The following is a 25,555-nucleotide window of genomic DNA, read 5'->3' on the forward strand; positions in this document are numbered from 1 at the left end:
GCGTGCGAGCGTCGTTACACCTCGAGCCGAGACGGCACGCCCCGGCTCAGTAGTGCTCGCGAAAACCGCCGATAGCGGTGATGGAATTGCCGTCGGGATCCGTGGCCGTGGACAGCCGAACACCCTTGTTCGCTTCGACGATGTCGGCGAAGTCGATTCCGCGCGAGTGGGCCGCCGACACGAACGATTCGAGGTCGTCGACCGCCACATTGAACAGCGACGAGCCTGCACGCTCGGAATCGACGGTCACCTGCACCCATGCTCCGGGAGCGGCCTGCCACTCCACCAGTGTCGACATCGGATTGTTGTCCGCCGGACGGTCGAACAACTCCTCGTACCAAGTGTTCGCGATATCGATGTCCCGGACCGCCACGACCGCGAAAATGTATCTGAACATGCCGTTCTCCTCCGTTGCTGTCGGGTTCTGCACATACGGACCGCTGCCGAGGGCTCGACTCACCGGACAGAACTTGTCGGTGGCTCGAGTAGGGTCGTCACCAGTCCGAATTCGGGCGTTCTCAGACGAGCAGGCAGGGGACTTCGACCGTGTTGACGCTCCACCGCGCCGAACGTGCAGGAACGCTCGCTGCAGCCCTCGCCGATGTACTGTCCGAGCCGCTGCCCGATGCCTTCGTACCCGAAATCGTGTCGGTGCCGGCGAGAGGTGTCGAGCGGTGGCTCACCCAGCGTCTGTCGAGCGTCCTGGGCGCTCCGGACGGTGATGGAATTGCCGCGAACATCGAGTTTCCGAGCCCGGCGAGGTTGGTCGCGCGCACCATCTCCGAGGTCGACGGCATCGATCCCGACGACGACCCGTGGTCTCACAGTCGAGTGCTGTGGACCGCGCTGTCGGTGATCGACGACTGCCGCACCGAACCGTGGGCCGCGGTGCTCTCCAAGCATCTGGGATCGGGGTCTGACGATCATCGGGTAGGGCGCCGCTGGTCGACGGCCGCGCACATCGCGGAGCTGTTCCGCGCCTACGGATCTCAGCGACCCCAGATGCTGCGCGACTGGCGCGCCGGACGATTCACCGACGGGCTCGGCCAGGAACTGGACGACGACCTGACGTGGCAACCGCGGATATGGAGCCTGGTGCGCGAGCGGATCGGCAGTCCGAGTCCCGCCGAGCGCCTTCCCGATACGTGTTCGACACTGCGATCGGAACCGAACGCGGTGGACCTACCGTCCAGGTTGTCGGTGTTCGGTCCGACTCGGCTGACCGCCGACCAGTTCGACATCCTGCACGCACTCGCGCACCACCGCGACGTCCACATCTGGATCCCACACCCCAGCCCGTCGATGTGGTCCACACTCGCCGACGTCCCGGCGGCCACCCGACGGCGCGACGACGTGACCGCCCTGGCCGTCGAGCACCCGCTGCTGGCGAGTCTGTCGCGCGACGTGCGGGAACTGCAGGCAACCATCGGGTCGATCGCCGATCACACCGTGCACCACGAAGGGCCCGGACCAACGCGGACCTTGCTCGGAACGATCCAATCCGACATCGCCGGCGACGAAGTGCCCTCTCACGCAACGACGGTCGGCGATCCAGCGCTCGCCGACGGCACCGTGCAGATTCACGCATGTCATGGGCCTGCCCGCCAGGTCGAGGTGCTGCGCGAGTCTCTGCTGCATCTGTTCGCCGACGACCCGACTCTCGAACCCCGTGACGTGCTCGTCATGTGCCCGGACGTCGAGACCTATGCGCCGCTGATCCGTGCCAATTTCGGCCAGGCCACATTGGTGCATCCCGGTCATCGACTGCGGGTCCGGCTTGCCGATCGGGGCCTGCGTCGCACCAATCCGGTACTGGATGTGGTGGCGACGGTGCTCGATTTCTCCGAGGGGCGAGTGACGGCCAGCGAACTACTCGATTTCGCGGCGAGCGGCCCGGTGCGGCAGAAGTTCTCGTTCACCGACGACGACCTCGAACGCCTCCGCGAATGGGTCGCCACGTCCGGAGCCCGCTGGGGCTTGACGGTGCGACAACGAGAATCCTTCGGTTTGAACAACTTTCGGCAGAACACCTTCAAGTCCGCACTCGACCGTATTCTCCTCGGAGTGGCGGCGGACGAGAGCGGGAACGACTATCTCGACCTCGCGCTGCCCCTCGACGACGTGGACAGCAACGACATCGGGCTCGCGGGCCGATTCGCCGAGCTGGTCGACCGGCTCGCCTCGGTACTACGGGCGCTGTCCGGGCGCGCCCCCGTGACCGAATGGACGCGGCAGCTCGGCCGCACCCTCGATCTGCTTGCCGACGTGCCCACCGCCGACGAATGGCAACTGGCGCAAGCGCATCGCGAGATCGCCGAGGCCACCGAGCACGGCGACACCGCCGAGCTGCGGCTGGCGGACGTGCGCGCCATGCTCGGTGGCCGGCTCACCGGCCGCCCCACCCGAGCGAACTTTCGCACCGGAGAGCTCACCGTGTGCACGATGGTGCCGATGCGATCGGTCCCGCACCGCGTCGTTATCCTTCTCGGTCTCGACGACGAGGTGTTTCCCCGCGTCGGCAGCCTCGACGGAGACGACGTCCTCGCACGCGACCCGGCCGTCGGCGAACGCGACATCCGCAGCGAGGACCGACAGCTACTGCTCGACGCCGTGATGTCCGCCGAAGAAAAGCTACTGCTCTTCTACACCGGTGCCGACCCCGTCGACGGATCGACCAAGCCGCCCGCGATCCCACTGCGCGAGTTGATGGACGTCCTCGACGTGACCGCCGGCCGTAGCGTCGAACACCGGCATCCACTGCAGCCCTTCGATCCTCGCAATTTCGAGGCCCGACACCCGTTCAGCTTCGACACGGTGGCGTTGGCAGGCGCAGTGTCTCAGCAGCGGCCGTCCGTACCGGTGCCGTTGTTCTTGCCAGATGCATTGCCCCCAGCGAATTCGGGCGACGTGGAACTCGCCGACGTGATCGCGTTCGTGGAGAATCCGGTTCAGGCGTTTCTGCGTCAACGTCTCGGGTTTCGAGTTCCCGAGCTCGAAGACGATCTGGCGGACAGTCTCGACATCGAACTGGATCCGTTGGCTCGGTGGAACATCGGCGATCGGATGTTGGCAGCGGTGCTGGCCGGCACGGACATCGGCGAATTCGCCGACGCCGAGTGGCGGCGCGGCACGTTGCCTCCGTTTCATCAAGGTCGACGCGAGATGTCCGACATCCGCCGAGTCGTCGGAATCATCGCCGACGCGGCCGCGCCGTTTCACGAAGGCCCGGCCGAGACCACCGACATCGTGGTCGATCTCGGTGATGGGCGACGTCTGACCGGTACCGTCACCGGCATTCACGACCGGACACTCGTGCGTTCGTCCTATTCACGGCTGGCGGCCAAGCACAGGCTCGCGGCGTGGGTGCGTCTGCTGGCGGTGGCAGCGTCCGAGCCGGGGGAGTGGAGCGCGGTCACCATCGGGCGCGCCAGCGGAATGCGTCCGCCTCGCCGGTCCCGCCTGACGACCCCTCCGAATCCCCTCGCGGTACTCCGCGACGTGGTGGACCTGCGGGATCGCGGATTGGTTGCGCCGCTGCCGATCTCGACCGGGACGGCAGCTGCCTACGCGGAGAAGCGGTTCGGCGGCGGATCGATCGAGGACGGTTACGAATCTGCCGGTTGGGCGTGGCGCGGCGATTTCGGTGACGGCACCGACCGATCGTTGCGATACGTGCACGGCCCGTCGCTCTCGTTCGGAACGTTGCTCGATCCGAGCCCTCTCGACGACGAGACCGACCCCGCGAACGAGCAGAGCCGCTTCGGAGTTCTCTCCCGCCGGTTGTGGGATCCATTGCTGACCGCAGAGAACATGGGGAACGCATGACCGCCGCACGCGGATTCGACCTCCTCGGTCCGATGCCGACCGGGACGACCGTGCTCGAGGCCAGCGCCGGAACGGGCAAGACGTACGCGATCGTCGGACTTGCGGCGCGGTACATCGCCGAAGGACTGGCCGAGATCTCGGATCTACTGCTGGTGACGTTCAGTCGCGCCGCGACCCAGGAACTGCGCGATCGCACCCGCAGCCGGTTCGCGTCGATCGCCCGAGACCTCGGTGATCCGGACTCTGCGCGTGGTGCGCGCGACCCTCTCGTCGCCTTTCTCGCCGCGGCAGACGACGAGGAAGTGGACAGGCGGCGCCGGCGACTGCGTAAAGCGCTGTCGGACTTCGACGCCGGGACGATCGTCACCACGCACAGCTTCTGCCAACGCATGCTCGACGGGCTGGGTATCGCGGGTGAGCGCGAACCCGAATCCACGTTCGTCGAGTCGGTGTCGGATCTGCTCGAGCAGGTGGTCGACGATCTGTATCTGCAGATGTTCAGCGGCGACGACGAGGCACCACCGTTCGGGCGACGCGACGCCCAACAACTGGCCGCGGCAGCCGTCGGAGATCAACAGTCGATCCTGTACCCCGACATCGACGACCTCGACGACCTCGACGGTGACGACGGCAACCGGGAAGCCGCCCTGCGGGTGCAGTTCGCTCGGGAGGCCCGCCGTGAGGTCGAGCGTCGCAAACGTCTTCTCGGCATCCGCGACTATAACGATCTACTCGGACTGCTGCACTCGGTGTTGTCCGATCCCGTGCACGGGGAGGCAGCATGCGCGCGCGTGCGAGACCGGTTCCGTGTCGTGTTGATCGACGAATTCCAGGACACCGACCCCATGCAGTGGGACATCCTGCGCCGGGCCTTTCACGGCTACACGACATTGATCCTCGTCGGAGATCCGAAGCAGGCCATCTACGCTTTCCGCGGTGCCGAAGTGCTGAGTTATCTGGATGCGGTGCAGTCGGCCGATCATCTGTACGAGCTGACGGCGAACTGGCGTAGCGACTCCGGGCTCCTCGACGCGTTGGACCATCTCTACGGAGGTGCCGCCCTCGGACACGACGATATCGTCGTCCATCGCGTCGAAGCGCGGAACCCGTTCTCGCGCATGACAGGACATCCTCCGTTGCGGCTGCGCTATCTGCCCCGAACCGGAGCAGGACCGTTGCGTTCGGGATTCCCGGCGGTGGATCGACTCCGCTCTCGGGTGGCTGCAGATGTGGCGGCCGAGATCGTGACGCTCCTGTCCGGGAACGCCGTCATGGACCGGCCGGACGGGCCGAGGACGGTCGAACCGCGGGACATCGCGGTGTTGACTCGCACGACCAAACAGGTTGCGCTGATTCGAGATGCGCTCGACGCAGTGGGTGTGCCGTCGGTGGTGTCGAGCAGCACCAGCGTCTTCGGCACCGACAGTGCTCGACACTGGTTGTGGCTACTGCAAGCGATCGAACAACCGCACCGCACCGACCGCGTCAGACTCGCAGCCCTGACACCTTTGCTCGGTTGGACTGCCGCCCAACTCGATTCCGGGGCCGAGGACGCTCTGTCGCAGGTGAGCAGCCGGCTGCGTGAGTACTCCGTGCTGTTCGACGAGGCGGGTTTCGCGGCAGTGTTCGAGCGGGTGTCGGCGCAGTCGGGTCTCGATGCTCGGTTGCTCGCGGTCGAGGCGGGGGAGCGCACGATGACCGACCTGCGGCACATCGCCCAACTGCTCAATCGCGCAGCGGTATCCGAATCGTACGGAATCACCGCTCTCACTCGGTGGCTCACCGATCGAATCAAGGAACCGGCAGCCGGCGGTTCCACCGATCGCAGTCGCCGGCTCGACAGTGACTCGGCGGCAGTGCAGATCATGACCACGCACGGGAGCAAGGGGCTGGAATTTCCCGTCGTCTACCTTCCGTACGCCTGGGACACGCTCTACTTCAGCTCACCGTCGACCCTGCTGCTGCACGAGGACGGCCACCGCATCCGGGACGTCGGCGGTCCCTCCGGGGCCGGCTACGCAGCACGAAAGCTTGTCAACGATCGTGAAGAAGCCGGAGAAGAACTACGGCTGCTGTACGTGGGACTCACCAGAGCCCAGTGCCAGGTGGTGTTGTGGTGGGCACCGGGACGCAACACTGCTACGTCGTCGTTGCACCGCATGCTGTTCGGCCGCATTCCGGGGATTGCGCAGCCGGAGCCGTCGTACAAGGTGCTCGACGACGCCACTACCGCCAACCGCGTGCAATCCTGGGTCGGTCCGTCAGCGGATCTGATCTCGATCGAGGCAGTCGGCCCCACATCACCCTCGGATCAGCAGTGGGTTCGACCCGAGGAGGAACACCGCGACGTCACTGCCGCTCGCTTCGGGCGTGCTCTGGATTTGCTGTGGCGTCGAACGTCCTACTCGGCCTTGACGGCTCACGCGCACGATGCGTCGCCCGTCGAGCCGGAGGTGGGGGTGACCAGTGAGGCCGAGCGGCCCGAGAAAGCGGATGAGCCTGTCGAACCTCCGCTGGGAAGCGCGAACCCGGACGAGCCCGTTGACGGGATCGCGTCACCGATGAACGGCATGCCGGCCGGTGCCGCATTCGGAACCCTGGTGCACGAGGCCCTCGAGCACGTCGATACCTCCGCAGCCGATTTACTATCCGAACTCGAGCAGCGCTGCAGAGCTGCCGTTGCCTCACGGATGGCAGATGTCGATCCGACGGCTCTGGCAGCCGCCCTGTTGCCGGTGATGCAGACACCGCTGGGCTTCGGGACGCTGGCCGACATCGCGCCGAACGACCACCTGGCCGAGCTGGATTTCGAGCTGCCCTTGGCCGGAGGCGACGACCCGGTGGACTCGAGCGTGACTCTGACATCGGTTGCGCAGCTGCTGCGTCGACATCTCGACCCGGCGGATGTCCTCGCGGACTACGCCGACCTGCTCGATGCAGTGGAAGCCACCCCACTGCGCGGCTTTCTCACCGGAAGTATCGACTCCGTTCTTCGGGTACCCGGCCCTCGCTACATCGTGGTCGACTACAAGACCAACCGCCTGGCCCGAGGCGATCTGACGACCGGCAATTTCACGCGCGAGAAGATGGCGCAGGAGATGATGCGGTCGCACTATCCGCTGCAGGCCATTCTGTATGCCGTTGCGTTGCACAGGTATTTGCGATGGCGTCAACCGAACTACCGGCCGGAGACGCATCTCGGCGGAGTACGGTACCTGTTCGTTCGGGGCATGGTGGGGCCGCAGACTCCGGCCGGCTGCGGTGTGTTCGACTGGGATCCGCCCGCGGCACTGGTGGTCGAGTTGTCGGATCTGCTCGCCGGAAAGGTAGAACGATGACGAGTGTCTCGACGGCGCTGCGAGGCAGCGGAATTCTGCGGTCCTTCAACGACGCCGGTGTACTGACAGCGGCCGACGTGCACGTGGCGTTGCGGCTCGGTGCCCTGGCCGGGGAAGCCTCCGAACCGGTGCTGCTCGCCACGGCTCTGACGGTGCGCGCAGTGCGATCCGGATCGATATGTCTGGACCTGCAGCGCCTGCGGGATGTGACGGTGGACGAGGAATCGGACGTGGATCCGAGCCTTCTTCCCTGGCCCGATCTGTCCGACGTTCTCGACGGGTTGGCGGTCAGCCCGCTCGTGGTCGGCAGCGTCAATGGGCCGCTGACGCCGCTGAAGCTGGTGCGCACCGACCTGGGTGAACTGCTGTACCTGGATCGATATCACTTGCAGGAGAACACAGTTCGAGGAATACTCGACGCTCGATCGCAGTCGCACCCCGTCGTCGACGGTGCAAAGATCGACCGTGCGTTGGCCGAATTGTTCATCGACGAATCCGGCGCACCCACCACCCCTCCCGATCGACAACGCATTGCAGCAGCCCTGGCGGCGACGCACTGGACCACTGTCATAGCCGGCGGGCCGGGCACCGGTAAGACCCACACGGTGGCTCGGATTCTGGCGCTGTTGGTTCGAGAACACGGCAGCGATGTGAGAATCGGTCTTGCCGCCCCCACCGGCAAGGCTGCCGCCCGTCTGCAGGAGTCGGTGGCCGAGCAAGCGGGACTGCTGGGTCTCCCGGCAGAACTGAAAGCAATGACTCTGCATCGCCTGCTGGGGTGGAAACCGGGCAGCAAGACGAGGTTTCGTCACGACTCCCACAATCGACTGCCCTACGACGTGGTGGTCGTCGACGAGACGTCGATGGTGTCGTTGACGATGATGTGTCGCCTGCTCGAAGCAGTTCGACCGGAATCGCGGTTGATACTCGTGGGCGATCCCGATCAGTTGACGTCCGTCGACGCCGGAGCAGTGCTGGCCGACCTCGTCGCAAGGCCGGTCACTGGCACCGAGAACCCTGTGTTGGCGCACCTGGTCGACGCGGATTTCGACGCAGCCGAGGATCCGGACGAGGCGGCGCTCAGTGCGTTCGAGCGAGACAGGTTGCGCGGCGGAGTGGTTCGGCTCAGCCGCGGTCGACGATTCGGTGGCGCGATCGCCCGTCTGGCCGTCGCAGTTCGAGACGGCCGCGGTGACGAGGTGATGAAACTACTCGAATCCGGTGACGACCAGATCTCGTTCCATGCACCCGAGGACACCGACGCATTGCGGGCCGACGTGGTCGACACCGCCGCCGAGGTCACAGCGGCGGCAACCCGCGGTGACGCCGCCGCGGCGCTGCTGGGACTGGAGAAGCATCGACTTCTGTGCGCGCACCGTGAGGGGCGGTGGGGCGTTGCGCTGTGGGATCGGCTGGCACTCGAGTGGGTGGGAGAAGCGAACAAGGCCTTCCTCGACCCCGCCTACTGGTACCCCGGTCAGCCGCTGCTGGTGACGGCCAACGATCACGAAGCGCGAATCTACAACGGAGACACGGGTGTTGTGGTGTCGGGTGAGAACGGAACTCCGATGGCTGCTTTCGCGCGGGGTCGCGGCCACGTTCTCATTCACCCGAACGTCCTCTCTGCCGTCCAGACCGTGTACGCGATGACGATTCACCGGAGCCAGGGCAGCCAGTACGACACCGTGTCGGTTCTGTTGCCCGCCGAGGCATCGACTCTGCTCACTCGCGAGTTGCTCTACACCGCGATCACCCGTGCGCGGTCGCATGTACGGGTGATCGGCACCGAGGAGGCCATCCGAGCCGGAGTCGAACGTCAGGTCCGGCGGGCCAGCGGATTGCGGCGAAGGATTCTGTAGCAGTTCAGCGACAGGCGTGCCGGTCCGATCCGGCTGCAGCTGCGATACTGCGGGCAACCAACAGCCAGGTTCGGGCCAGTCCCGTCCACACCGCGATCGAGGTGCCTGTTCCCTCGGCTGCGCTGCGGTCCGAGTGTGCGGCAGCCGAGCGATGCAGGGCGACGGCGTGTACACCGAGTTCGTCGATGTCCGCCCCCACGCACACCGAGTGCACTGTTTGCGCGTCGAGTTTGCGACCGGTCAATTGGCACAGAGTGTGCAGTGATCGCAGTTCGTCGGGAACGTCGGTGATGTCGAACGGGGGATCGGTCGGTGTCGAGTCGACACGGCTGTCCCCGGCAGTGCTGGACCGGACGCCGACGATTCCGCGCTGGAGGTCGATCGGCCCCGAGGCGGCTCCGTCTGCGGCGACGCCCCACACGCTGAGAAACGACGGATGGGGAACGTTCCACAGCTCGCGGAACGCCCGGGTCACCATTTCGGCGACGAGAGCAGCGTCGGCCCTCGAATCCGTTCGCGTGAGATCGATGACCGACCCGTCTGCGACGGGCTTGCCTCGGTCAAGCCACCCGAAGTCGAGCAACTGAACGTCGAGGGTGACCGACTCGGGTGCCTCTGGATACAGCAGCGAGGGCAGCGACGCGATCGACACCAGAGCCCCGTCTCGAGTTGCTGCGATGTCGATGTACGGCCGGAGCCCGCGCTCGCCCGGGCTGGCCTGCGCGGCCGTCACAGTGATGTAGTCCCGCATCGGCAGCGACCGCAGGTGCGCGTGCAGATTCTCGGTGAACGTGCCCCATGCACGCGCGGTGGTGGAGTCGAAATGGTCGTTCTGCACTGCGTTCACGGTGCACACCCTCTACTCGGACGAGAACTTCATTGCTGTGCCCGTGACGGTAGCGAGGGGGTCCGACAAGAACGGCCCGTCAGTAGACGTCGCGCAGATAGCGCTTGGCGCGCTTGAGGTCGTTCACGTAGTCCTCCGCGGCGTCGGAGGAGCGCCCACCGTGTTCGGCGACGACCTCGTGGAGTGTCTCGTCGACTCCCTGCGCCATGCGTGACGCGTCTCCGCAGACGTAGATCTGTGCGCCTTCTTCGAGCCAGCCGTACAGCTGCTTTCCGGCTTCGCGCATGCGGTGCTGTACATAGACCTTCTCGAACTGGTCGCGCGAGAACGCCAGATCCAGCCTGGTCAACAGACCGTCACGCTCGAAGTCCGTGAGTTCGTCCTCGTAGAGGAAGTCGCTCGCTCGATGTTGGTCCCCGAAGAACAGCCAGTTTCGGCCCGACGCACCGCGAGCCCGACGTTCGTGCAGAAACGCACGGAACGGTGCTACTCCGGTGCCCGGACCGATCATGATGATCGGAGTGTCGTCGGAAGGGAGTCGGAACGACTTGTTGGCCGAGAGAAACACTCCCGCTTCCTGCGCGTTGCCGACGCGATCTGCCAGGTACGTCGAGCACACCCCGCCGCGATCTCGCTCGGCCGATCGGTATCTCACGGTCGACACGGTGAGGTGAACGCTTCCTTCGTGCGCTGTCGGCGACGACGAGATCGAATAGACGCGGTGCTGCAGGGGACGGAGCAGGCCCAGGAATTCGGCGGGGTCGAGAGCACCCGACCGATCGAGGTCGAGAACGTCGACGACGTCGCGTCCCCATGTCCACGCGTCGAACGACGCCCGGTCGCCGTTCTGCAGCACGTGGTCCAGTTCGGCATCACCGGCCCGCTCGGCGATGGCTTCTATCAGGTCCATCGACGGTATGCCGATTTCGTATTCGGTGGTCAGGGCCTGGGCGAGGGTGATTTCTCCGGACTTGGTGTGGACGGCCGTGTCTGCGGGGACACCGAGACGGTCGATGACGGCCGAGACCAGTGCGGCGTCGTTGACGGGTTTGACGCCGAATCCGTCTCCCGCCTCGTAGGTGATTCCGCTGTCACCGAGGTCGATCGAGAAGTGTCGTACTTCTTTCGCAGAGGTGGGACCGGACAGCAATCGGTTGCTCGACACCTGTGCGCGGTACGGATTCTTCCGATTCCACGGTGACCGCTTCGATGCTGTTCGGGTGGTGCCGAGGTCGCCGGTTCGAGCGTCGATGTCCTGTACCTGCCTTGCCGTAGCTGTCGTGATCGGTCGAATGTCGAGAGTTCGCGAACCCTGCGGTATCGAAATGCCCGAACTGATCGAAACCTTAGTAGGGACCGCTCAGTTGCGGTGCAGCACCTCGATACCGTCCACGGAGTAGACGACGTCGTATCCGGTGGTCAGTGCCCGGTCGATCGCCTGCCGATCGCCGCGTTCGTCGGTCGGCCAACCCGCGGGCCGTTCTCGGTTGACGACGATCCAATCCGGGACGGTCGAGTCGGTCGGTCGCTGCGGAAACACCGAGACGTCGTGGTCGGCGACGAGTTGTGCCACGAGGTTGTTCGACGCCGCAACGCGGTCACCGGCGGGGATCCAGGCCGAGATGTCGCGGGCAGTGGCTGCTTGTGGATCGACTCGCCACTCCTCGGCGTGCACCATCCGCGACATGGGCAGGAACGGTAGTGCCACCAGTGCGAATGCAGCGACGAAGGCGACGATCGCTCGTCGACCTCGTTCGGTCAGCTGGGCGTGGCGCTCGCTGCGTGCCAAGGCGTCGATGAGGGCGACGAAGACGATCACCATCAGAATGGCGTTGTAGTGGTAGATCGGTTTCCAGAAGTTGGTGTTGTCGCTGAGGAAACGCCAGGCAACCGTCGGTACTGCGACCAGCAGGAGTGGAGAGCGCAGCGCGAAGAACCCCGTGACGGCAGGAAGTCGAAGTTCAGCGCGGCTTGTACGCCCCACGACAGGCCGAACGCGCCGGCAATCACTGTTCCGACGACAGTGCCGAATTTCTGCACCGCCAATCGACTGATCGGAATCACCGCGAGCGCGAACAGAACCGCCTGAGCGACGAGCAGCGTCTCGGCATGAGGGAAGACGCGATACACCGGACCCAGCAGGGCCGTGATCGGCGAGAAGTGATCACCGAGGGTGTTGTAGCCGGTGCCCAGCAGATCGGAGGTCGGAGCCCGAAACTGCGAGTACGACGCGACCTGCTGCACGAATATTCCGAGGTCGAAGCCCGATGTGCGCAGTTGACGGTGGCCGAGAACGGACATCGTCGAGTACAGCGATGCAAGGAGTACGAACGCGACGGTCGGGACCATCACATCGGGAGACCGGAGTCTCCTGCGCAGACGGCCGATGACGCGTGTGCCGGTCGTAGTTGCGGCGACGCTATCGCCGTCGGTGACGACCTGGGATTGCTCGGTAGTGGTCACGAGATGGCATGTCTACCGGACCGACGTGAGATCTTCCTGAGAAACGCCGGTCAGCGCTTGCGTTTCTTTCCTTGCGTGCGCCGCGGCGGCTGCGAGGTCAGGTGGTAGTACAGCGCGTCCTCCGAGTCCTCCACGACGACGTCGATGTAGTCGCCCACCTCGAGGTAATCGTTGACTGCGATGCGATCGGTCGAGCCGATCACGGCTTTGACCGACCGTGCGGGGACGAGCCCACGGCGCCCGTCCGGACCGACGGCCAGGGCGTAGCGGGGGCCGGTGCGCGTGACGCGTGCCCGGATGAAATCGGGGTCCTTGGGGATCGGGTCGGGTGCCACCACGCTGCCGTCCTTCGAGGCGGCGGTCAGCGAGTCGAGCTGCGCGGCGAGATCGTCGGCCATGGCGTCGACTTGATCGAGCAGGTGCGCCATGTGCGCGGCGTAATCGGTGTGCTTCTTGGTCGGTTTGAGTGCTTCACCGGGCTTGTACATGTCCTCATGGGTCAGCTCGCCCCACGCGTCCTGCAGCCGCGTCTTGACCTGAACCTCCACCTTCACGTCGAGGTCGCCCTGATGAGTGGCCACTCGTACGACAAGCACAGCGTGATATGCCCGGTATCCGCTCGGCTTGGGAAACGAGACGTAGTCGGTGGGCGGCTGCGCGAACCGCACCGAGCATTTCGGATCGGTACACGCGCGCTCGAGTGCGGTGACGAACGAGAGCTGGTCCCGTGGGGTCTTGCACAGCACCTTGATGCCGACCAGATCGGGCAGTGCGTCGGCCACGGCGTCGGCGTCGTGCGGTTCGCTGATGCGTCCCTCGGACAGATATCGACGGAGTTTGTCGGCAGATCTGCCGGGGTCCTTGATCCGCGCGGTCTGGGCATTGAGTCTGTCTCGGTCGACATCTTCGAGTATCTCGTCGGCGATGGTCTCGAGAAAATTCTGTGCGGTGACGAGTGCGGCTTCCCACGCGCGACGACGATGCAGATACAGCTCTTCTACCAAGTCGTCGATGCTGCTGAGCGATGTCACGAGCCGAGGTTAACCCAGAGGCCCGACCAATCCCGGCGGTGGCGCGCGATCGGCCGTCGATGCGGGCGAACCCGGTTTAAGCTCTTCCGCATGACCGTGGCATCTGTGCAGAACGACGACTTCGTCGCGCAGTTCGATCCGTTCCGTCGCGAGCTGTTGGCGCACTGTTACCGCATGACCGGGTCCATCCACGACGCCGAGGACATGCTCCAGGAGACCTACATCCGCGCCTGGCGGGGGTACGCCAAGTACGAGGGCCGATCGTCGCTGCGCACCTGGCTGTATCGAATCGCAACGAACACGTGCCTCACCGCCCTCGAGGGGCGAGCCAAGCGTCCGCTTCCTACCGGACTCGGCGCGCCGAGTTCGGGCCCGACCGACGAGCTGGTGCAGAACAACGAGGTGCCGTGGCTCGAACCGATTGCCGACTCGGATCTGGCCGACTCGAACGACCCGGCCACGTTGGTGGTGGGGAGGGAGTCGGTTCGCCTCGCGTTCGTCGCGTCGCTGCAGCATCTGTCGTCGAGACAACGCGCAGTGCTGTTGATGCGCGAGGTGTTGCAGTGGAAGGCCTCCGAGGTCGCCGAGGTTCTCGCCACGACGACCACTGCGGTCAACAGCCTCCTGCAGCGGGCCCGCGAGCGACTCGAAGAGATCGCTCCGGAACTGGACAACGTGGAACCCATCGAATCTGCCGAACTGCGTCAGCTCCTGGCCCAGTACGTGGAGTGCTTCGAGCGTTACGACATCGACCGGCTGGTCACACTCTTCACCTCGGACGCGGTGTGGGAGATGCCCCCGTTCGTCGGCTGGTATCAGGGAGCCGAGACGATCGGATCGCTCATCCGAAACAACTGCCCCGCCCAGGGAGCGGGCGACATGCGGATGGTGGCGACATCAGCGAACGGTCAACCTGCGTACGGGCTCTACATGGTGGGCGAGGACGGAATACATCGACCGTTCCAACTACACGTTCTCGACGTCGACGCTCGAGGCGTCGGGCATGTCGCCTGCTTCTTCGATCTGTCGCTGTTCGATCGATTCGGACTGCCCGACCGCCTCTGAGCGACATCAGCTCGTCGGAACGGCCGAGGGGTCCATCCACATCACTTCCCACACGTGATCGTCCAGATCACGGAATGCTCGGCCGTACATGAACCCATGATCCTGCGGTTCCATCCACTTCGATCCACCCGCGGCGATGGCCGCGTCCGTGAGTGAGTCGACCTCGGCGCGGCTGTCGGCCGAAATACACATCAGTACCTCACGAGCCGACGTCGTGTCGCAGATCGAATCGGAGATGAAATCCCCGAACCTCGATGTGGCCAGAAACATCACCGTGGCCTGGTCGCTGACGATCATCGAGGCGGTGTTCTCGTCGCTGAAAATGTCGTTGAACTCGAACCCGAGACCCTCGAAGAATGCGCGGGTGGCCACGACATCGCGGACGGGCATATTGGCGAACAGCAAACGGGACATGGATGACACCTATTCGTCGGGTACCGGCACGACCGTCGAACAACGGTCGTGCCGGTACTGACAACGGTCCGTCGACAAATTCACCGGTGCCGTGCCCAGACACGACGCGACCCCGCCGAGACGTGCTCGACGGGGTCGCGACTGCGAAATAAAGGGGGAAGGACGTTACCGGGTGATCTGCGCGAGGCGGGAAAGCATCCGCGAGAAAACTCGGCCGTCGTTGCCGAGATCGGCGTAGGGGTCTGCTGTGGTGTCCGACACGGTGTCGTCGGGCGTCACGGCAGCGAGGGAGCGCGCCAAGCGGGTGCGGCGCTCGATGGCGTCGAGGATGTTGGCGTCCAGCGTTGAAACTTCGTCGAAGAGTTGGTCGACGTCTGCGATCGCGTTGTCGGCATTGCTGGTGCCGGCTGCGAGCGAATCGATCTGAACAGTCACATCGTCTCCTTTTGTTCGCGTCCTGAGGTGTGAGTCGTTCGTCCGAGCCGAACCGTTACAACCCAAAATGTGTGAACGCGATGTTTCGTCTCGCAAACCAAGATGCCCACTGGACGGGCCTGGGCCAACCTTTACGGGGTGTGATGCTGCATACAGTTCGTTCGGTTCGATTTTCTCCGGCCTTCCGAACCGAGGCGTCGGAGTGGTTGCGCTCACGCCGTTCCGGGTAGCCAGATCGTCGATACCCCCACGTGCAAGGAGTGAGCGATGCGATACGACTACCTGACCATCGGCGGCGGAATGGTTGCCGACAGTGCTGCTCGTGGGATTCGTGAACACGACGCAACGGGTTCCATCGGGATTTTCGGAGCCGATTCCGACGAGCCGTACACGCGCCCCGCGTTGTCGAAGAAGTTGTGGACCGACAGCGACTTCGGCCGTGATCAGGTTCCGCTCGGCACCGCCTCGGACACCGGTGCCGAGGTCCATACGGGTACGCGTATCGCGTCGGTGGACCGGTCGAAGCAGGCGGTCACGACAGCGGCCGGTGAGACCCACGAGTACGGAACGCTCTTGTTCGCAACCGGCGCAGCGCCGACGCAGATCGACCTGTCGCCCAGTCCACGAGTGATCTACTTCCGCACCTTCGCCGATTACCGGATGTTGCGGGAACTGACCGAGACCGCGGAGCACATAGCGGTGGTGGGCGGCGGCTACATCGGAACGGAAATCGCAGCAGCGCTGTCTCAACAGGGTGTCAAAGTCACCCTCGTCACGTCCGACGACGTCGTGGGCAGCCACATGTTCCCCCGCTCGCTGGCCGCCGGATTCGACAAAGGGTTCTCCGATCACGGGGTCACCGTGCGCCGAGGAACCAAGGTCACGTCGGGTGCGGAGGCGTCGGCTCGTGTCCAGCTGCAATTGGACGACGGGTCCGCGGTGGAAGCAGATGGGGTCGTGTTCGGCCTCGGTGTCCGGCCCAGCACAGACCTGGCCGAGGCGGCAGGTCTCGAGGTGGACAACGGCATCGTCGTCGACGAGTTCCTGCGCACCGCGGACGAGCACATCTACGCGGCCGGCGACGTGGCCAACTATCCGGACGCCATTCTCGGTCGCCGACGCATCGAGCACGTGGACAACGCCACCGAGATGGGCAAAGCGGCGGGCCGCAACATGGCAGGTGCCGGCGCGGCCTACACCTACACTCCGTACTTCTACTCCGACGTGTACGACGACGGCTACCAGGCAATCGGAACGGTGGCAACGTCGCTGAACACTGTGGAGGACTGGAAGACGATCGGCAAGGAAGGCGTCGTCTACTACCTCGACGACAATGCCGTCGTGCGCGGGGTACTGATGTGGAATGTCTGGGAGGGGCTGGACGAGGCGCGTACCTTGCTGGCCGAGAAGAAGCCGCACACGGAGGAAACCCTGAAGGGGTTGATCTGAACTTTCTGGAACACTCGACGGCGAGCACGCCGGACCGCGGTGCGACCGAGGAGAAATCATGTCTCAGTTCGATGCAGGCGATTCGGCACAGCAGCGCGCTCGATTCGATGACCGGGTGCATCGCCTCTGTGCCGACTGCCGGCTACCCGGCCATTCCGAGCCGTTGTCCGACGCCGCCGCAACGGCCGTCGCGGCGGGCAGGGTCGATGGAGCAATCAGAACGGTGCTCATCGCTCGGTGGCGTGCGGGGCGTTCTCTCCCGTCGGTCGGGGGATTCGCAACCTTGCGGCAGTTGGTGGACGAGCGGGATCGATGGCGTGCCAAGGATTCGTCGGGTAAGCCCGGCGCGGCCCTGGTCTACAAGTTGCGAGTCGCGGAGTCGAACAAGCGGATCGAGCATCTGCGAACCACGGTGGTGATGTCGAACCGGCACTACGCCAACGGCGTCCGCGCGGCACGTAAGGAACGTCGCGAAGGTATTCATCTCGACCTGGAACAGCGCGACGCGGTCTTCGATGCATTGATGCACACGCCCGCACCCCTCAAGTACGGGGTGCTCGCCGAGCGAGGTCTGACGTTGGCGGACGCCGCAAAGGATCGAGTCAGCACGCTTGCACGTAGAACGCCCATCGACAAACGGGTGCAGTGGGCAGCCGGGGTGGTCGATCAGTTGATCGATCGCAAAGACGACCGATTCTCGGACCGCTACGACACGCTGCTGTTTCTCGCGGGCACCTCGTTCGATCGCATACATCGCTCGCCGGCGTGGCAGTCGACGTACTTCGAGTTTCAGCGAAGCCAGGTCGATCTGTTCGTCGAGCTCGCCGAAATCTCGGTCGATGCAACGTCTTTGCGCTCGGTAGGGGACGAGTTGATCCGTATAGGTCGGACGATGGTCGACGAGGACACGGCGGAACAGGTCGAATCACGTCGCCGCGCACTGGAAGTCGTATGGACCCAGTTGACGGGACGAGTGGCTGCGTTGGTTCGTTTGGCCGATCTGGTCGAGTCCTCGGAGGGTGAAGCACGTACGTCGGACGCCATGGCTCGTGCCCACAGCCTGGACGACCGAATCGACGATCTCGTCGGACGGTCGGGCAGCCGGGAGATGTCGGCAGAGAACACGCATTTCGTCGGTGATCAGGTGCACTCCCAGTGGCGCGATCAGGTGCCGACATCGACACCCGACCGCGCCGTCGAGCTAGGCGATGATCGCGAAGAGAATGCCGGCAACCGCGAAGCTGACCACGGACAGAATCGTCTCGAGGACGGTCCACGTCTGTAGCGTTTGCTTGACGGTGAGGTTGAAGAACTTCGAGATGATCCAGAAGCCTCCGTCGTTGACGTGGCTCGCGATGATCGAGCCCGCTGCGATGGACATGGCGATCAATGCGACGGCGGGGGCCGAGTACTCCTGCGCTGCGACAAGTGGGCCCACGATGCCACCGGTGGTGACGATCGCGACGGTGGCCGAACCCTGTGCGACACGCAGTGCACAACTGATGATGTACGCCAGGACGATGATCGGTAGACCTGCCGCCGCCATGGTGTCGGCCAGTGCGGTGCCGATCCCTGTGGCAGAGATGACCTTTCCGAAGAAAGCGCCCGCGCCGACGACGAGCAACAGCATGCCCACCGGGCGCAGCGACTCACCTGTGAGCTTGCTCAGCTCCTGAACGGTGGATCCGCGGCGTATACCCAGAACGTAGAACGCGATCAGCACGGCAATGAGAAGTGCGACGGCCGGAGTGCCGAAGAATGTCAATACTTCGAGCAGATTGCCCGGGTCGAGGAGGATGCTGCCGAAGGTGGCACCGAGGATGAGGACCAGCGGCACTGCGATGATCGCGCCGATGGTGCCCACCGAGGGAGGCGTCGTGATTACCGGTCGTGCGGTGGTGACGGCACCGGCGCCACCGTTCGAGTCGCGGGGCGAGTCGTCCCCGTCGTTGATGAAGTCGTCCGGAACCTGGACGATGATGCGCTTGCCGATCCAGTTTCCCCACACCAGGCCCGCAGCGATGAATCCGGGTATGCCACAGATGAAGCCGAACAGGATCAGCCAACCGAGATTGACCTCGAGCAGTCCACCGAGTGCCACCGGCCCGGGGTGCGGCGGCAAGAATGCGTGCGTCATCGACAAGCCGGCGAGCATCGGCAACGCGTACAGCACCAGCGACTTTCCGCCTTGGCGCGCAGCGACGTACACCAGCGGGGCGAGCACGAAGATGCCGATGTCGAAGAACACCGGGATACCGAAGATCAATCCGAGCAGGCCCATCGCGACGGGTGCGCCGCGTTCGCCGAAAATTCCGAGCAACTTGGCGGTCAACGCCTGTGCGCCGCCGGACTTCTCGAGTATGGCCCCCAGTACGGTGCCGAGGCCGATGATGACGGCGATATGCCCGAGAATTCCGCCGAAGCCGGTCTCGAGCAACGACTCGTTGCTCTTGATCGCGGTTCCGACGATTTGATTGACCGGTAAACCGGCAGCCAGGGCCAGGCCGAGTCCGACGATGAGCAGTGCGACGAACGGTTCCAGTTTGATCTTGATGATCGCGACGAGCAACACGGCGATTGCTATGCCGCACAGCACCAGAAGGCCGGGTGTCGAGGTTCTCAGCCAGTCGACGGCAGAATTCATGACAGTTCTTTCTCGTTGGCGGTTTCGATGGCGTGGACGAATGCCCGGGCTCGTGCTGCGATGTCGTCCCACTGAGCGGTAGCAACAGAATTCGGCGGCACCACATCCGTGCCGGCAGTTACTGCCACTGCTCCGGCTGCCAGAAAGTGTGCGGCATTTGCGGCGTTGACGCCGCCGGACGGGACCAGACGTGCATCCGGGAACGGACCGAGCAGATCCTTGAAATAGGCCGGTCCGACGGTGCGCGCCGGGAAAATCTTCACCGCGTCTGCACCGAGGTCGAGCGCGGTCATCACCTCGGACGGGGTGAGTGCCCCCATCATCAGCGGTATGCGCGCGGCGGTCACCACGGCGGCGACGTCTGACCGCAGCCCCGGTGTCACGACGAAACTGGCACCCGAGTCCAGGGCAGCCCGGGCTTGATCGGCTGTGAGGACCGTTCCGGCCCCGACGATGGCACCCGCATCGGATGCGGCCCGGATGAGGTCGAGGACTCCCGGCGTGGTGAACGTGAGCTCCACAGCGCGAATTCCGCCGCCGGCAAGGGCGTGTGCGAGTGCGGCGGGATCCGAGATGTGCGGCGCGCGCACCACGGCAAGTGCGCGGTCTTCGAGAATTGCCGTCAGTGCATTCACGACGTCTGCTTTCTGGCTGAGTCCATACGCAGGGCATGGCCTGCCAAGGAGTGGGTGGTAAGAAAATCGTCTATCGCGAACGTGCCGTTGACCATCACGTGGCTGATTCCCTCGGCCTGCTGTTTGGGCTCTTCGAACGTGGCGGTGTCTCGAACGGCGTCCGGGTCGAACACCACGAGATCGGCAGCATGACCCACGGCGATCGTGCCGCGCCTGCGCAGTCGTAACCGTGCAGCCGGACGACCCGTGAGGTGATTGATGCACTCCTCGAGTGAGAGCAGTTGCTCGTCCCGCACGTAGTGGCCCAGATAGCGGGGGAACGTTCCCCAGGCACGCGGATGTGGCTTTTCGCCTACGAGAATGGCGTCACTGCCGCCCATATGGCGCGGATGCTGCATGATCTCGCGAACGTTCTCCTCGTGCCCGACATGCTGCAGGATGGTCGTGGCCAGAGCGTCGCGGCGTAGAAAGTCGAAGAACACGTCGACCGGCTCGAGCCCTTCGTCCGCCGAGATGTCGGCCATCGTGCGACCGACGTACCGGTCGAGTTCCGGGTTCGATACTCCACTGAGCTGAATCGTCTCCCACTCGACGGTGACTCCGTGGCAGCCGTCCGAGCCGTCGACATCGACGTCCTGCGCTATGCGGCGACGCTCGGCCGGATCGTCGAGTCGTTCCAGCGCTCGGTCCGGCCCACCCGACATCGCCCAACTCGGCAGCAGCGCAGACAGAGTCGTGGCCCCGGGTAGGTACGGATACGTATCGAGCGTGACGTCGCAGCCGTCGGCGATCGCGGAGTCGACAAGATCGAGAAATTCACGTGCCCGACCACGATTGACACCGAAGTTCATCGTTGCGTGGGTCAGATGCAGGGCGCATCCGGTTTCTCTGGAGAGATCGAGCATCTCCTGGTAGGCGTCGAGTGCACCCGCGCCGTACGACCGGGTGTGGGGAGCATAGAACCCGCCGAAGTCTGCCACTACCTCACACAGTGCTCGCAATTCGCTTGTGTCGGCATACATTCCGGGTGTGTAGGTGAGTCCGCTCGACATTCCGACGGCACCGTCCTGCAGACCCTGTGCCAGCAACTCCTGCATGTGGGTGATCTCGGACGGCGTTGCTGGGCGTCGATCGGCACCGACGGCCAGGTAGCGCAGCGTTCCCTGCGGAACCAGATATGCAGCGTTCGGAGTGATGCCACGGTCGAGTCGGGCGAGATACTCGGCAACCGTCCGCCAGGAGAAGTCCAGATCGACGGGATTGCCGTTCCACCCGGCGATCTGTCGCCGGATGACGTCCAACGTCGCATCGTCGATGGGCGCGTACGCGATGCCGTCCTGTCCGATCACCTCGGTGGTGACACCCTGGCTGATCTTGGCGAAGTGCCCAGGATCGGTCAGCAACCCCAGATCGGAGTGCGCATGCATGTCGATGAAGCCGGGGGACAGGACGTGACCTGGTGCTGCATCGACGATTCTGTCTGCACTGGAAAGGCTTCCGGGCTCGACGAGTGCTGCAATGGTGCCATCACGGACGAGAACGTCCCGACGCAGCCGCGCGGAACCGGTGCCGTCGATGACGTCGAACCCGCGAAATAGTGTGTCCACCATCAAGTTCTGCTTCCTAGAAAAAGGTGTGTATCAGATCGACCACGAGTGGGTCGTCGCTGTCCGAGTCGTCCACGACGGGGATCAGACGCCATTTGTCGAACGCAGTGCAGGGGTGCGAGAGGCCGAGCCGCAGCACCGCCCCCACCGGAAGTGCGCCGGCGTCGTCTGCCGGTAGTCGAAGAAAAGCATGCTGGTCGTTGAGTGCCGTCACCTCCGCGGCCGGATCCAGGAGCTCATTACCTCGAACACGTTGCGGGACGGGCATTCCTTCGTCGAAAGGAAAGTCGCGCTTACCTGCGTCCAGCAATGCGAGGCCGGGCTCGGGGCGTGACACCACTCGGGCCCATCCGTGCATCGCAGAAACCAACGGCGTCTCGGTTCGGGCGGGAGTCAGCGGTGAGATCTGCGAATAGAAGCCGTCGTCGTGCGCCACATAGGCCCCGGATCGGAGCACGACGTCGGTGCGCACGCCGTTGCCCGAGGTCAGAGAATGCAGGCGTTCGACCACCAGATCCTGGTACGCGCTCCCGCCTGCGGTCACAATGGCGTGATCGCCGTACAGTCCTTCGGCATCGAAGGTGCGATGTAGTGCGGCGAGAGTGTCGAGGTAGGTGCGTACTGCCGCGAGACCGGCCTCGGAACGGTCGTGGCTCAGGGCACCCTCGTAGCCGCCCACACCGGCCAGTGCGAGGCGTGGTGACGCGGCGATCTCCCGTCCTACTGCGACGGCCTCCTCGGTCGTTCGCGCGCCGGTTCGTCCGTGCTCGCCGCCGAGTTCGACGACGACGGACACCGGTCGATCGCCGTGGTCGGCAAGGATGCGGTTCATCTCTCGCACCGTGGCGACGCTGTCCGCCCAGCAGTAGAACTCGAACTCGGGATGCGAGTCCAGTTCGGCGGCAACCCAGTTCAGAGCAACAGGATCGACTTCGGCATTGGCGAGAACGATTCTCTCCACACCGAATGCTCGTGCCACCTGAACTTGCCAACCGGTAGCGAGGGTGATGGCCCAGCAGCCCGCATCCAGTTGCTGCTTCCACAGTTGGGGAGCCATGGTCGTTTTGCCGTGGGGTGCCAGGAGGACGCCCGCCTTCTCGGTCCACTGCGCCATCACATCGACGTTCGATGCGATGCGTGTCCTGTCGAGGGTGAGTACTGGGGTGGTGAACTCGGACAGCCGCGGCGCGGTGGCCAGAAAGCTCTCGGCGCTCTGTCCCCACGATCTCGCTGGAAGCGATTTGTGTTCGGGCCCCAGGAGTCGTCGACTCAGCGCCTCGACTCCGGCAGTGTCGATCACGTCAGTCTCCTCGAGTTCTGCGTTGCGCTATATGCAACGACGGTTGCGTATCGTGTCTTTCATTTGTAGTCTGCATCCAACGATGCATTCCCGCAAGAGTTCGAGGAGACGGACATGGCAGCCCCCCGGGTGGTGTGTGTAGGCGAAGGCCTCGCTGTCCTCGTCGCGGACCCTGGCCCACTGGAACGGTCGGAGACGTTCCATCGGACGGCTGGAGGTGCGGAAGCCAACGTGGCTCGTGTCCTCGTCCAACTGGGAATCGAGGCTGCGTGGGTCTCGCGGGTGGGTGACGACGGGTTCGGCCGATATCTGGTCGCGGAACTCGACGCTGCCGGTGTGGACACGTCGGGCGTGATCGTCGATAGCGGGCGGCCGACGGGCCTCTACATCAAGGAGCGCGGATCGGGGTCCGATCACCGTCACGACCTGCCTCTGGGAGACAGCGCGATGACGTACTACCGGTCTCTTTCGGCTGCTACTGCGCTCTCGCCCAACGATATTCACGACGAGGTGCGAGCGGCGATCGACTGCGCCGACATCGTCCATTTCACCGGCATCACCGTCGCCATCTCACCCACTGCGGAACAATTGACGCGAAGCCTCATGGCCGGCCCCTCCACTGTCAGCTTCGATCTCAACTATCGGCCGGCCTTGTGGGCCGGGCGTTCGGACGACGCGGCCCGCGTCCTCGGTGAGCACGTCCGCGGTAGCGACATCGTGTCGATGGGTGCCGACGAGGCCGCTTCGGTGTTCGGGACCTCGAGTCCGGCGGAAGTACGCGAGATGTTTCCCGAGCCCCGTCATCTGGTGATCAAGAACGATGCGCACACGGTGACGGCATTCGAGGGAGTCGCGCGAGTCGACGTCCCCGCATTGACACTCGACGTCGTCGAAAAGATCGGTGCAGGTGACGCTTTCGCCGGCGGCTTTCTGGCCGCGTTGCTGATGGGATACAGCGCGGCGCAGCGTGTGCGATTCGGACATCTCTGTGCCGCAGGCGCATTGACCGGCCACGGTGATGTAGCGAAAGTCCTGCCGCACGACGAACTGGCAGCACTGGCCGGAATCGACGACAATGCTTGGGCGACACTCGACTACGCTGCCGTGGCAGCGGTGCACACCGAGGCGACGTTGTGAGCCAGAGCTTGTCGAGGGCGCTGACGATCCTGGGTTTGCTCGAGGACGGATCGAAGTCACTCGACGAACTCGCCGCAGTCCTCGGTGTACACAAGACGACGGTGCTGCGACTGCTGCGGACCATGGAATCGGACAGGTTCGTCAGCCATGGAGCGGATCACCGGTACCAACTCGGTTCGAGGCTGTTCGAGCTCGCAAATCACGCGCTCGAACAGAGAGACGTGCGCACCGTCGCGCGACCGCATCTCGCTGCACTGAACTCCGACACGGGCCAGACGGTGCACCTGGCCACGTACGAAGCGGGGGAGGTCATCTACATCGACAAGTTCGACGCACAGCAGAGCGTGCGGATGTACTCACGCGTCGGCCGGCCGGCACCGCTGCACTGCACCGCGGTGGGAAAGATTTTGGTCGCAGGCCGCCCGCGCGCCGAACGAGAAGAGATCGCTCGACGCATCACGTACACGCCGTTCACGGAACGCACGATCAGCACACCGGAGCAGTACCTGCGCGAGCTCGAGCTCGTGGACCAGCAGGGTTTTGCGGAGGACCGTGAAGAACACGAGTCTTTCGTCAATTGCATCGGCTGCGCGGTGCGCAACGGGACCGGAGACGTGGTGGCCGCGGTGTCCATGTCGGTACCGGACATGTTGCTCGACCATCAGCAGGTACTGGCTGCGCTGCCTGCAGTGCGCGGCACGGCAGCGGCAATTTCCGAAGGACTGGGCTGGCGGCCGCCAGATCGACATGACCGCCCACTGACAAACGACAGTTCGATGGAAGGAACATCATGAGCGAAAAGATCGAAATCCGCACCACAGGTGCCCCGGCCCCGGCACACACCTTCTCCCAGGGGGTGCGGAAAGGGCCATTCGTGCAGGTTTCGGGTCAGGGCCCGGTGGATCCGGCGACGAGCGAATACCTGTTCCCAGGTGACGTCGCCGCGCAGACCACTCGAACCTTGGAGAACGTCAAGGCAATCGTGGAAGCCGGCGGCGCGACGTTCGACGACGTCGTCATGCTGCGCGTGTACCTGACCAAGCGTGAGGACTTCTCGATCATGAACGACGCCTATGGCGAGTTCGTCTCGGCGAACACGACAGGCGACGTGCTGCCGAGCCGGACGACCGTGTTCACGGGGCTTCCGCGCGAGGAGATGTTGGTCGAGATAGATGCCATCGCCGTCGTCTGACTGCACGCTCGACCTAGATGTTCACACGAAAATTACATCTGACCAGGCGATTTGCGTAAGCGTTGGTCTTCGCGTAACTTTTGTCGAGTCAGAGCGACACGGACACCGACCCGGTCTTCACAAACCGGGACAACGAGGTTGTACGGAGTACGTCCTGAACAACCCAGACAAGGCAGAGGTTATCAGCCATGTCTGGGGTTCGAGCGTGTAAGCCCCGGACGTTGCCGTTCACACGGTGACCATGGTGTGTACGTGTTCTTTGAGAACTCAACAGTGTGTCGATGAATGTCAGTGCCGAATTTTATTTGGTGAAT

General features: G+C 64.3%; 20 protein-coding genes and 1 pseudogene. 9 read left to right on the forward strand and 12 right to left on the reverse strand.

The features are described 5' to 3' along the window. Positions 1–46: 46 nt before the first annotated feature. Complete coding sequence (locus RFA01S_RS26800; protein ID WP_032364467.1) at positions 47–397, reverse strand: VOC family protein; 351 nt, start codon at positions 395–397, stop codon at positions 47–49. Between the two features lie 149 nt (positions 398–546). On the opposite strand from RFA01S_RS26800, the gene recC reads away from it, so the two are divergent. The 3 genes from recC to recD are packed head-to-tail and all read left to right on the forward strand — an operon-like array spanning position 547 to position 9,022. Further along, positions 547–3,825 (forward strand): exodeoxyribonuclease V subunit gamma, encoded by a 3,279-nt coding sequence (gene recC / locus RFA01S_RS26805; RefSeq protein WP_032406461.1) that lies wholly within the window; start codon positions 547–549, stop codon positions 3,823–3,825. Then, a complete protein-coding gene (locus RFA01S_RS26810) occupies positions 3,822–7,163 on the forward strand; it encodes a UvrD-helicase domain-containing protein (RefSeq protein ID WP_032406460.1) in 3,342 nt (1,113 codons plus the stop codon). The genes recC and RFA01S_RS26810 overlap by 4 nt, the downstream gene beginning before the upstream one ends. Further along, positions 7,160–9,022, forward strand: coding sequence for an exodeoxyribonuclease V subunit alpha (gene recD / locus RFA01S_RS26815; RefSeq protein WP_032406459.1), 1,863 nt, complete (start codon positions 7,160–7,162; stop codon positions 9,020–9,022). Before RFA01S_RS26810 ends, recD begins: the two co-directional genes overlap by 4 nt. Positions 9,023–9,026: 4 nt before the next feature. Here the strand turns inward: recD and RFA01S_RS26820 are convergent, their stop codons facing one another. The 5 genes and pseudogenes from RFA01S_RS26820 to RFA01S_RS26840 form a co-directional block, all read right to left on the reverse strand. Next, a complete protein-coding gene (locus RFA01S_RS26820; RefSeq protein WP_052060504.1) occupies positions 9,027–9,869 on the reverse strand; it encodes a TY-Chap domain-containing protein in 843 nt (280 codons plus the stop codon). Positions 9,870–9,948: 79 nt separating this feature from the next. Continuing rightward, positions 9,949–11,091: pseudogene (locus tag RFA01S_RS26825) on the reverse strand (sulfite reductase subunit alpha); the annotation flags it as partial. Positions 11,092–11,229: 138 nt separating this feature from the next. Beyond that, on the reverse strand, positions 11,230–11,796 hold the full coding sequence (locus tag RFA01S_RS28370) for a DUF2079 domain-containing protein (protein ID WP_255283985.1): 567 nt from the start codon (positions 11,794–11,796) through the stop codon (positions 11,230–11,232). Further along, the gene (locus tag RFA01S_RS28375; protein WP_052060501.1) at positions 11,691–12,332 is read right to left on the reverse strand and encodes a DUF2079 domain-containing protein; all 642 of its coding nucleotides are present in this window, start codon (positions 12,330–12,332) and stop codon (positions 11,691–11,693) included. Before RFA01S_RS28375 ends, RFA01S_RS28370 begins: the two co-directional genes overlap by 106 nt. Before the next feature lie 50 nt (positions 12,333–12,382). Continuing rightward, a complete protein-coding gene (locus RFA01S_RS26840; protein WP_027497694.1) occupies positions 12,383–13,363 on the reverse strand; it encodes a GTP pyrophosphokinase in 981 nt (326 codons plus the stop codon). Positions 13,364–13,453: 90 nt separating this feature from the next. Between RFA01S_RS26840 and RFA01S_RS26845 the strand changes: the two genes are divergently transcribed. Then, entirely contained in the window at positions 13,454–14,428 is a 975-nt protein-coding gene (locus RFA01S_RS26845) for a sigma-70 family RNA polymerase sigma factor (protein WP_027497693.1), read from the forward strand. A 6-nt stretch (positions 14,429–14,434) separates the two neighbouring features. On the opposite strand, the gene RFA01S_RS26850 is transcribed toward RFA01S_RS26845, so the two are convergent. Next, complete coding sequence (locus RFA01S_RS26850) at positions 14,435–14,842, reverse strand: VOC family protein (protein ID WP_032372903.1); 408 nt, start codon at positions 14,840–14,842, stop codon at positions 14,435–14,437. A 165-nt stretch (positions 14,843–15,007) separates the two neighbouring features. Further along, a complete protein-coding gene (locus tag RFA01S_RS26855) occupies positions 15,008–15,277 on the reverse strand; it encodes a hypothetical protein (RefSeq protein WP_032406457.1) in 270 nt (89 codons plus the stop codon). 267 nt (positions 15,278–15,544) lie between these two features. On the opposite strand from RFA01S_RS26855, the gene RFA01S_RS26860 reads away from it, so the two are divergent. Beyond that, positions 15,545–16,726, forward strand: a complete 1,182-nt coding sequence (locus RFA01S_RS26860; RefSeq protein WP_032406456.1) for an NAD(P)/FAD-dependent oxidoreductase — start codon at positions 15,545–15,547, stop codon at positions 16,724–16,726. Between the two features lie 58 nt (positions 16,727–16,784). Continuing rightward, positions 16,785–18,011: a hypothetical protein gene (locus RFA01S_RS26865; RefSeq protein WP_052060500.1), complete on the forward strand. Its 1,227-nt coding sequence runs from the start codon at positions 16,785–16,787 to the stop codon at positions 18,009–18,011. Here RFA01S_RS26865 and RFA01S_RS26870 read toward each other — a convergent pair. From RFA01S_RS26870 to RFA01S_RS26885, 4 genes are read right to left on the reverse strand one after another with little or no spacing between them, the layout of a single operon-like run. Beyond that, the gene (locus RFA01S_RS26870; RefSeq protein ID WP_032406455.1) at positions 17,928–19,370 is read right to left on the reverse strand and encodes a GntP family permease; all 1,443 of its coding nucleotides are present in this window, start codon (positions 19,368–19,370) and stop codon (positions 17,928–17,930) included. The genes RFA01S_RS26865 and RFA01S_RS26870 overlap by 84 nt on opposite strands. Then, a complete protein-coding gene (locus RFA01S_RS26875; protein ID WP_027497688.1) occupies positions 19,367–20,005 on the reverse strand; it encodes a bifunctional 4-hydroxy-2-oxoglutarate aldolase/2-dehydro-3-deoxy-phosphogluconate aldolase in 639 nt (212 codons plus the stop codon). Before RFA01S_RS26875 ends, RFA01S_RS26870 begins: the two co-directional genes overlap by 4 nt. After that, on the reverse strand, positions 20,002–21,615 hold the full coding sequence (locus RFA01S_RS26880) for an N-acyl-D-amino-acid deacylase family protein (RefSeq protein WP_032406454.1): 1,614 nt from the start codon (positions 21,613–21,615) through the stop codon (positions 20,002–20,004). The genes RFA01S_RS26875 and RFA01S_RS26880 overlap by 4 nt, the downstream gene beginning before the upstream one ends. 13 nt (positions 21,616–21,628) lie before the next feature. Continuing rightward, positions 21,629–22,912: a type III PLP-dependent enzyme domain-containing protein gene (locus tag RFA01S_RS26885; protein WP_032406453.1), complete on the reverse strand. Its 1,284-nt coding sequence runs from the start codon at positions 22,910–22,912 to the stop codon at positions 21,629–21,631. Positions 22,913–23,026: 114 nt separating this feature from the next. On the opposite strand from RFA01S_RS26885, the gene RFA01S_RS26890 reads away from it, so the two are divergent. The 3 genes from RFA01S_RS26890 to RFA01S_RS26900 are packed head-to-tail and all read left to right on the forward strand — an operon-like array spanning position 23,027 to position 25,241. Then, positions 23,027–24,049 (forward strand): sugar kinase, encoded by a 1,023-nt coding sequence (locus tag RFA01S_RS26890; protein WP_052060499.1) that lies wholly within the window; start codon positions 23,027–23,029, stop codon positions 24,047–24,049. Beyond that, positions 24,046–24,843: an IclR family transcriptional regulator gene (locus RFA01S_RS26895; RefSeq protein ID WP_052060498.1), complete on the forward strand. Its 798-nt coding sequence runs from the start codon at positions 24,046–24,048 to the stop codon at positions 24,841–24,843. The genes RFA01S_RS26890 and RFA01S_RS26895 overlap by 4 nt, the downstream gene beginning before the upstream one ends. Beyond that, on the forward strand, positions 24,840–25,241 hold the full coding sequence (locus tag RFA01S_RS26900; protein ID WP_032384918.1) for a RidA family protein: 402 nt from the start codon (positions 24,840–24,842) through the stop codon (positions 25,239–25,241). The genes RFA01S_RS26895 and RFA01S_RS26900 overlap by 4 nt, the downstream gene beginning before the upstream one ends. Positions 25,242–25,555: the final 314 nt, after the last annotated feature.

It is taken from the genome of Rhodococcoides fascians NBRC 12155 = LMG 3623, from assembly GCF_001894785.1.
Lineage (GTDB): Bacteria > Actinomycetota > Actinomycetes > Mycobacteriales > Mycobacteriaceae > Rhodococcoides > Rhodococcoides fascians.

What these genes read in the sequence shown, in the direction of transcription:
- RFA01S_RS26860 (WP_032406456.1), top strand. Translation starts at nt 15,545, where the DNA reads ATGCGATACGACTACCTGACCATCGGCGGCGGAATGGTTGCCGACAGT.
- recD (WP_032406459.1), top strand. Translation starts at nt 7,160, where the DNA reads ATGACGAGTGTCTCGACGGCGCTGCGAGGCAGCGGAATTCTGCGGTCC.
- RFA01S_RS26890 (WP_052060499.1), top strand. Translation starts at nt 23,027, where the DNA reads ATGGCAGCCCCCCGGGTGGTGTGTGTAGGCGAAGGCCTCGCTGTCCTC.
- RFA01S_RS26880 (WP_032406454.1), bottom strand. Translation starts at nt 21,615, where the DNA reads ATGGTGGACACACTATTTCGCGGGTTCGACGTCATCGACGGCACCGGT.
- RFA01S_RS26810 (WP_032406460.1), top strand. Translation starts at nt 3,822, where the DNA reads ATGACCGCCGCACGCGGATTCGACCTCCTCGGTCCGATGCCGACCGGG.
- RFA01S_RS26845 (WP_027497693.1), top strand. Translation starts at nt 13,454, where the DNA reads ATGACCGTGGCATCTGTGCAGAACGACGACTTCGTCGCGCAGTTCGAT.
- RFA01S_RS26850 (WP_032372903.1), bottom strand. Translation starts at nt 14,842, where the DNA reads ATGTCCCGTTTGCTGTTCGCCAATATGCCCGTCCGCGATGTCGTGGCC.
- RFA01S_RS26800 (WP_032364467.1), bottom strand. Translation starts at nt 397, where the DNA reads ATGTTCAGATACATTTTCGCGGTCGTGGCGGTCCGGGACATCGATATC.
- RFA01S_RS26900 (WP_032384918.1), top strand. Translation starts at nt 24,840, where the DNA reads ATGAGCGAAAAGATCGAAATCCGCACCACAGGTGCCCCGGCCCCGGCA.
- RFA01S_RS26865 (WP_052060500.1), top strand. Translation starts at nt 16,785, where the DNA reads ATGTCTCAGTTCGATGCAGGCGATTCGGCACAGCAGCGCGCTCGATTC.
- RFA01S_RS26870 (WP_032406455.1), bottom strand. Translation starts at nt 19,370, where the DNA reads ATGAATTCTGCCGTCGACTGGCTGAGAACCTCGACACCCGGCCTTCTG.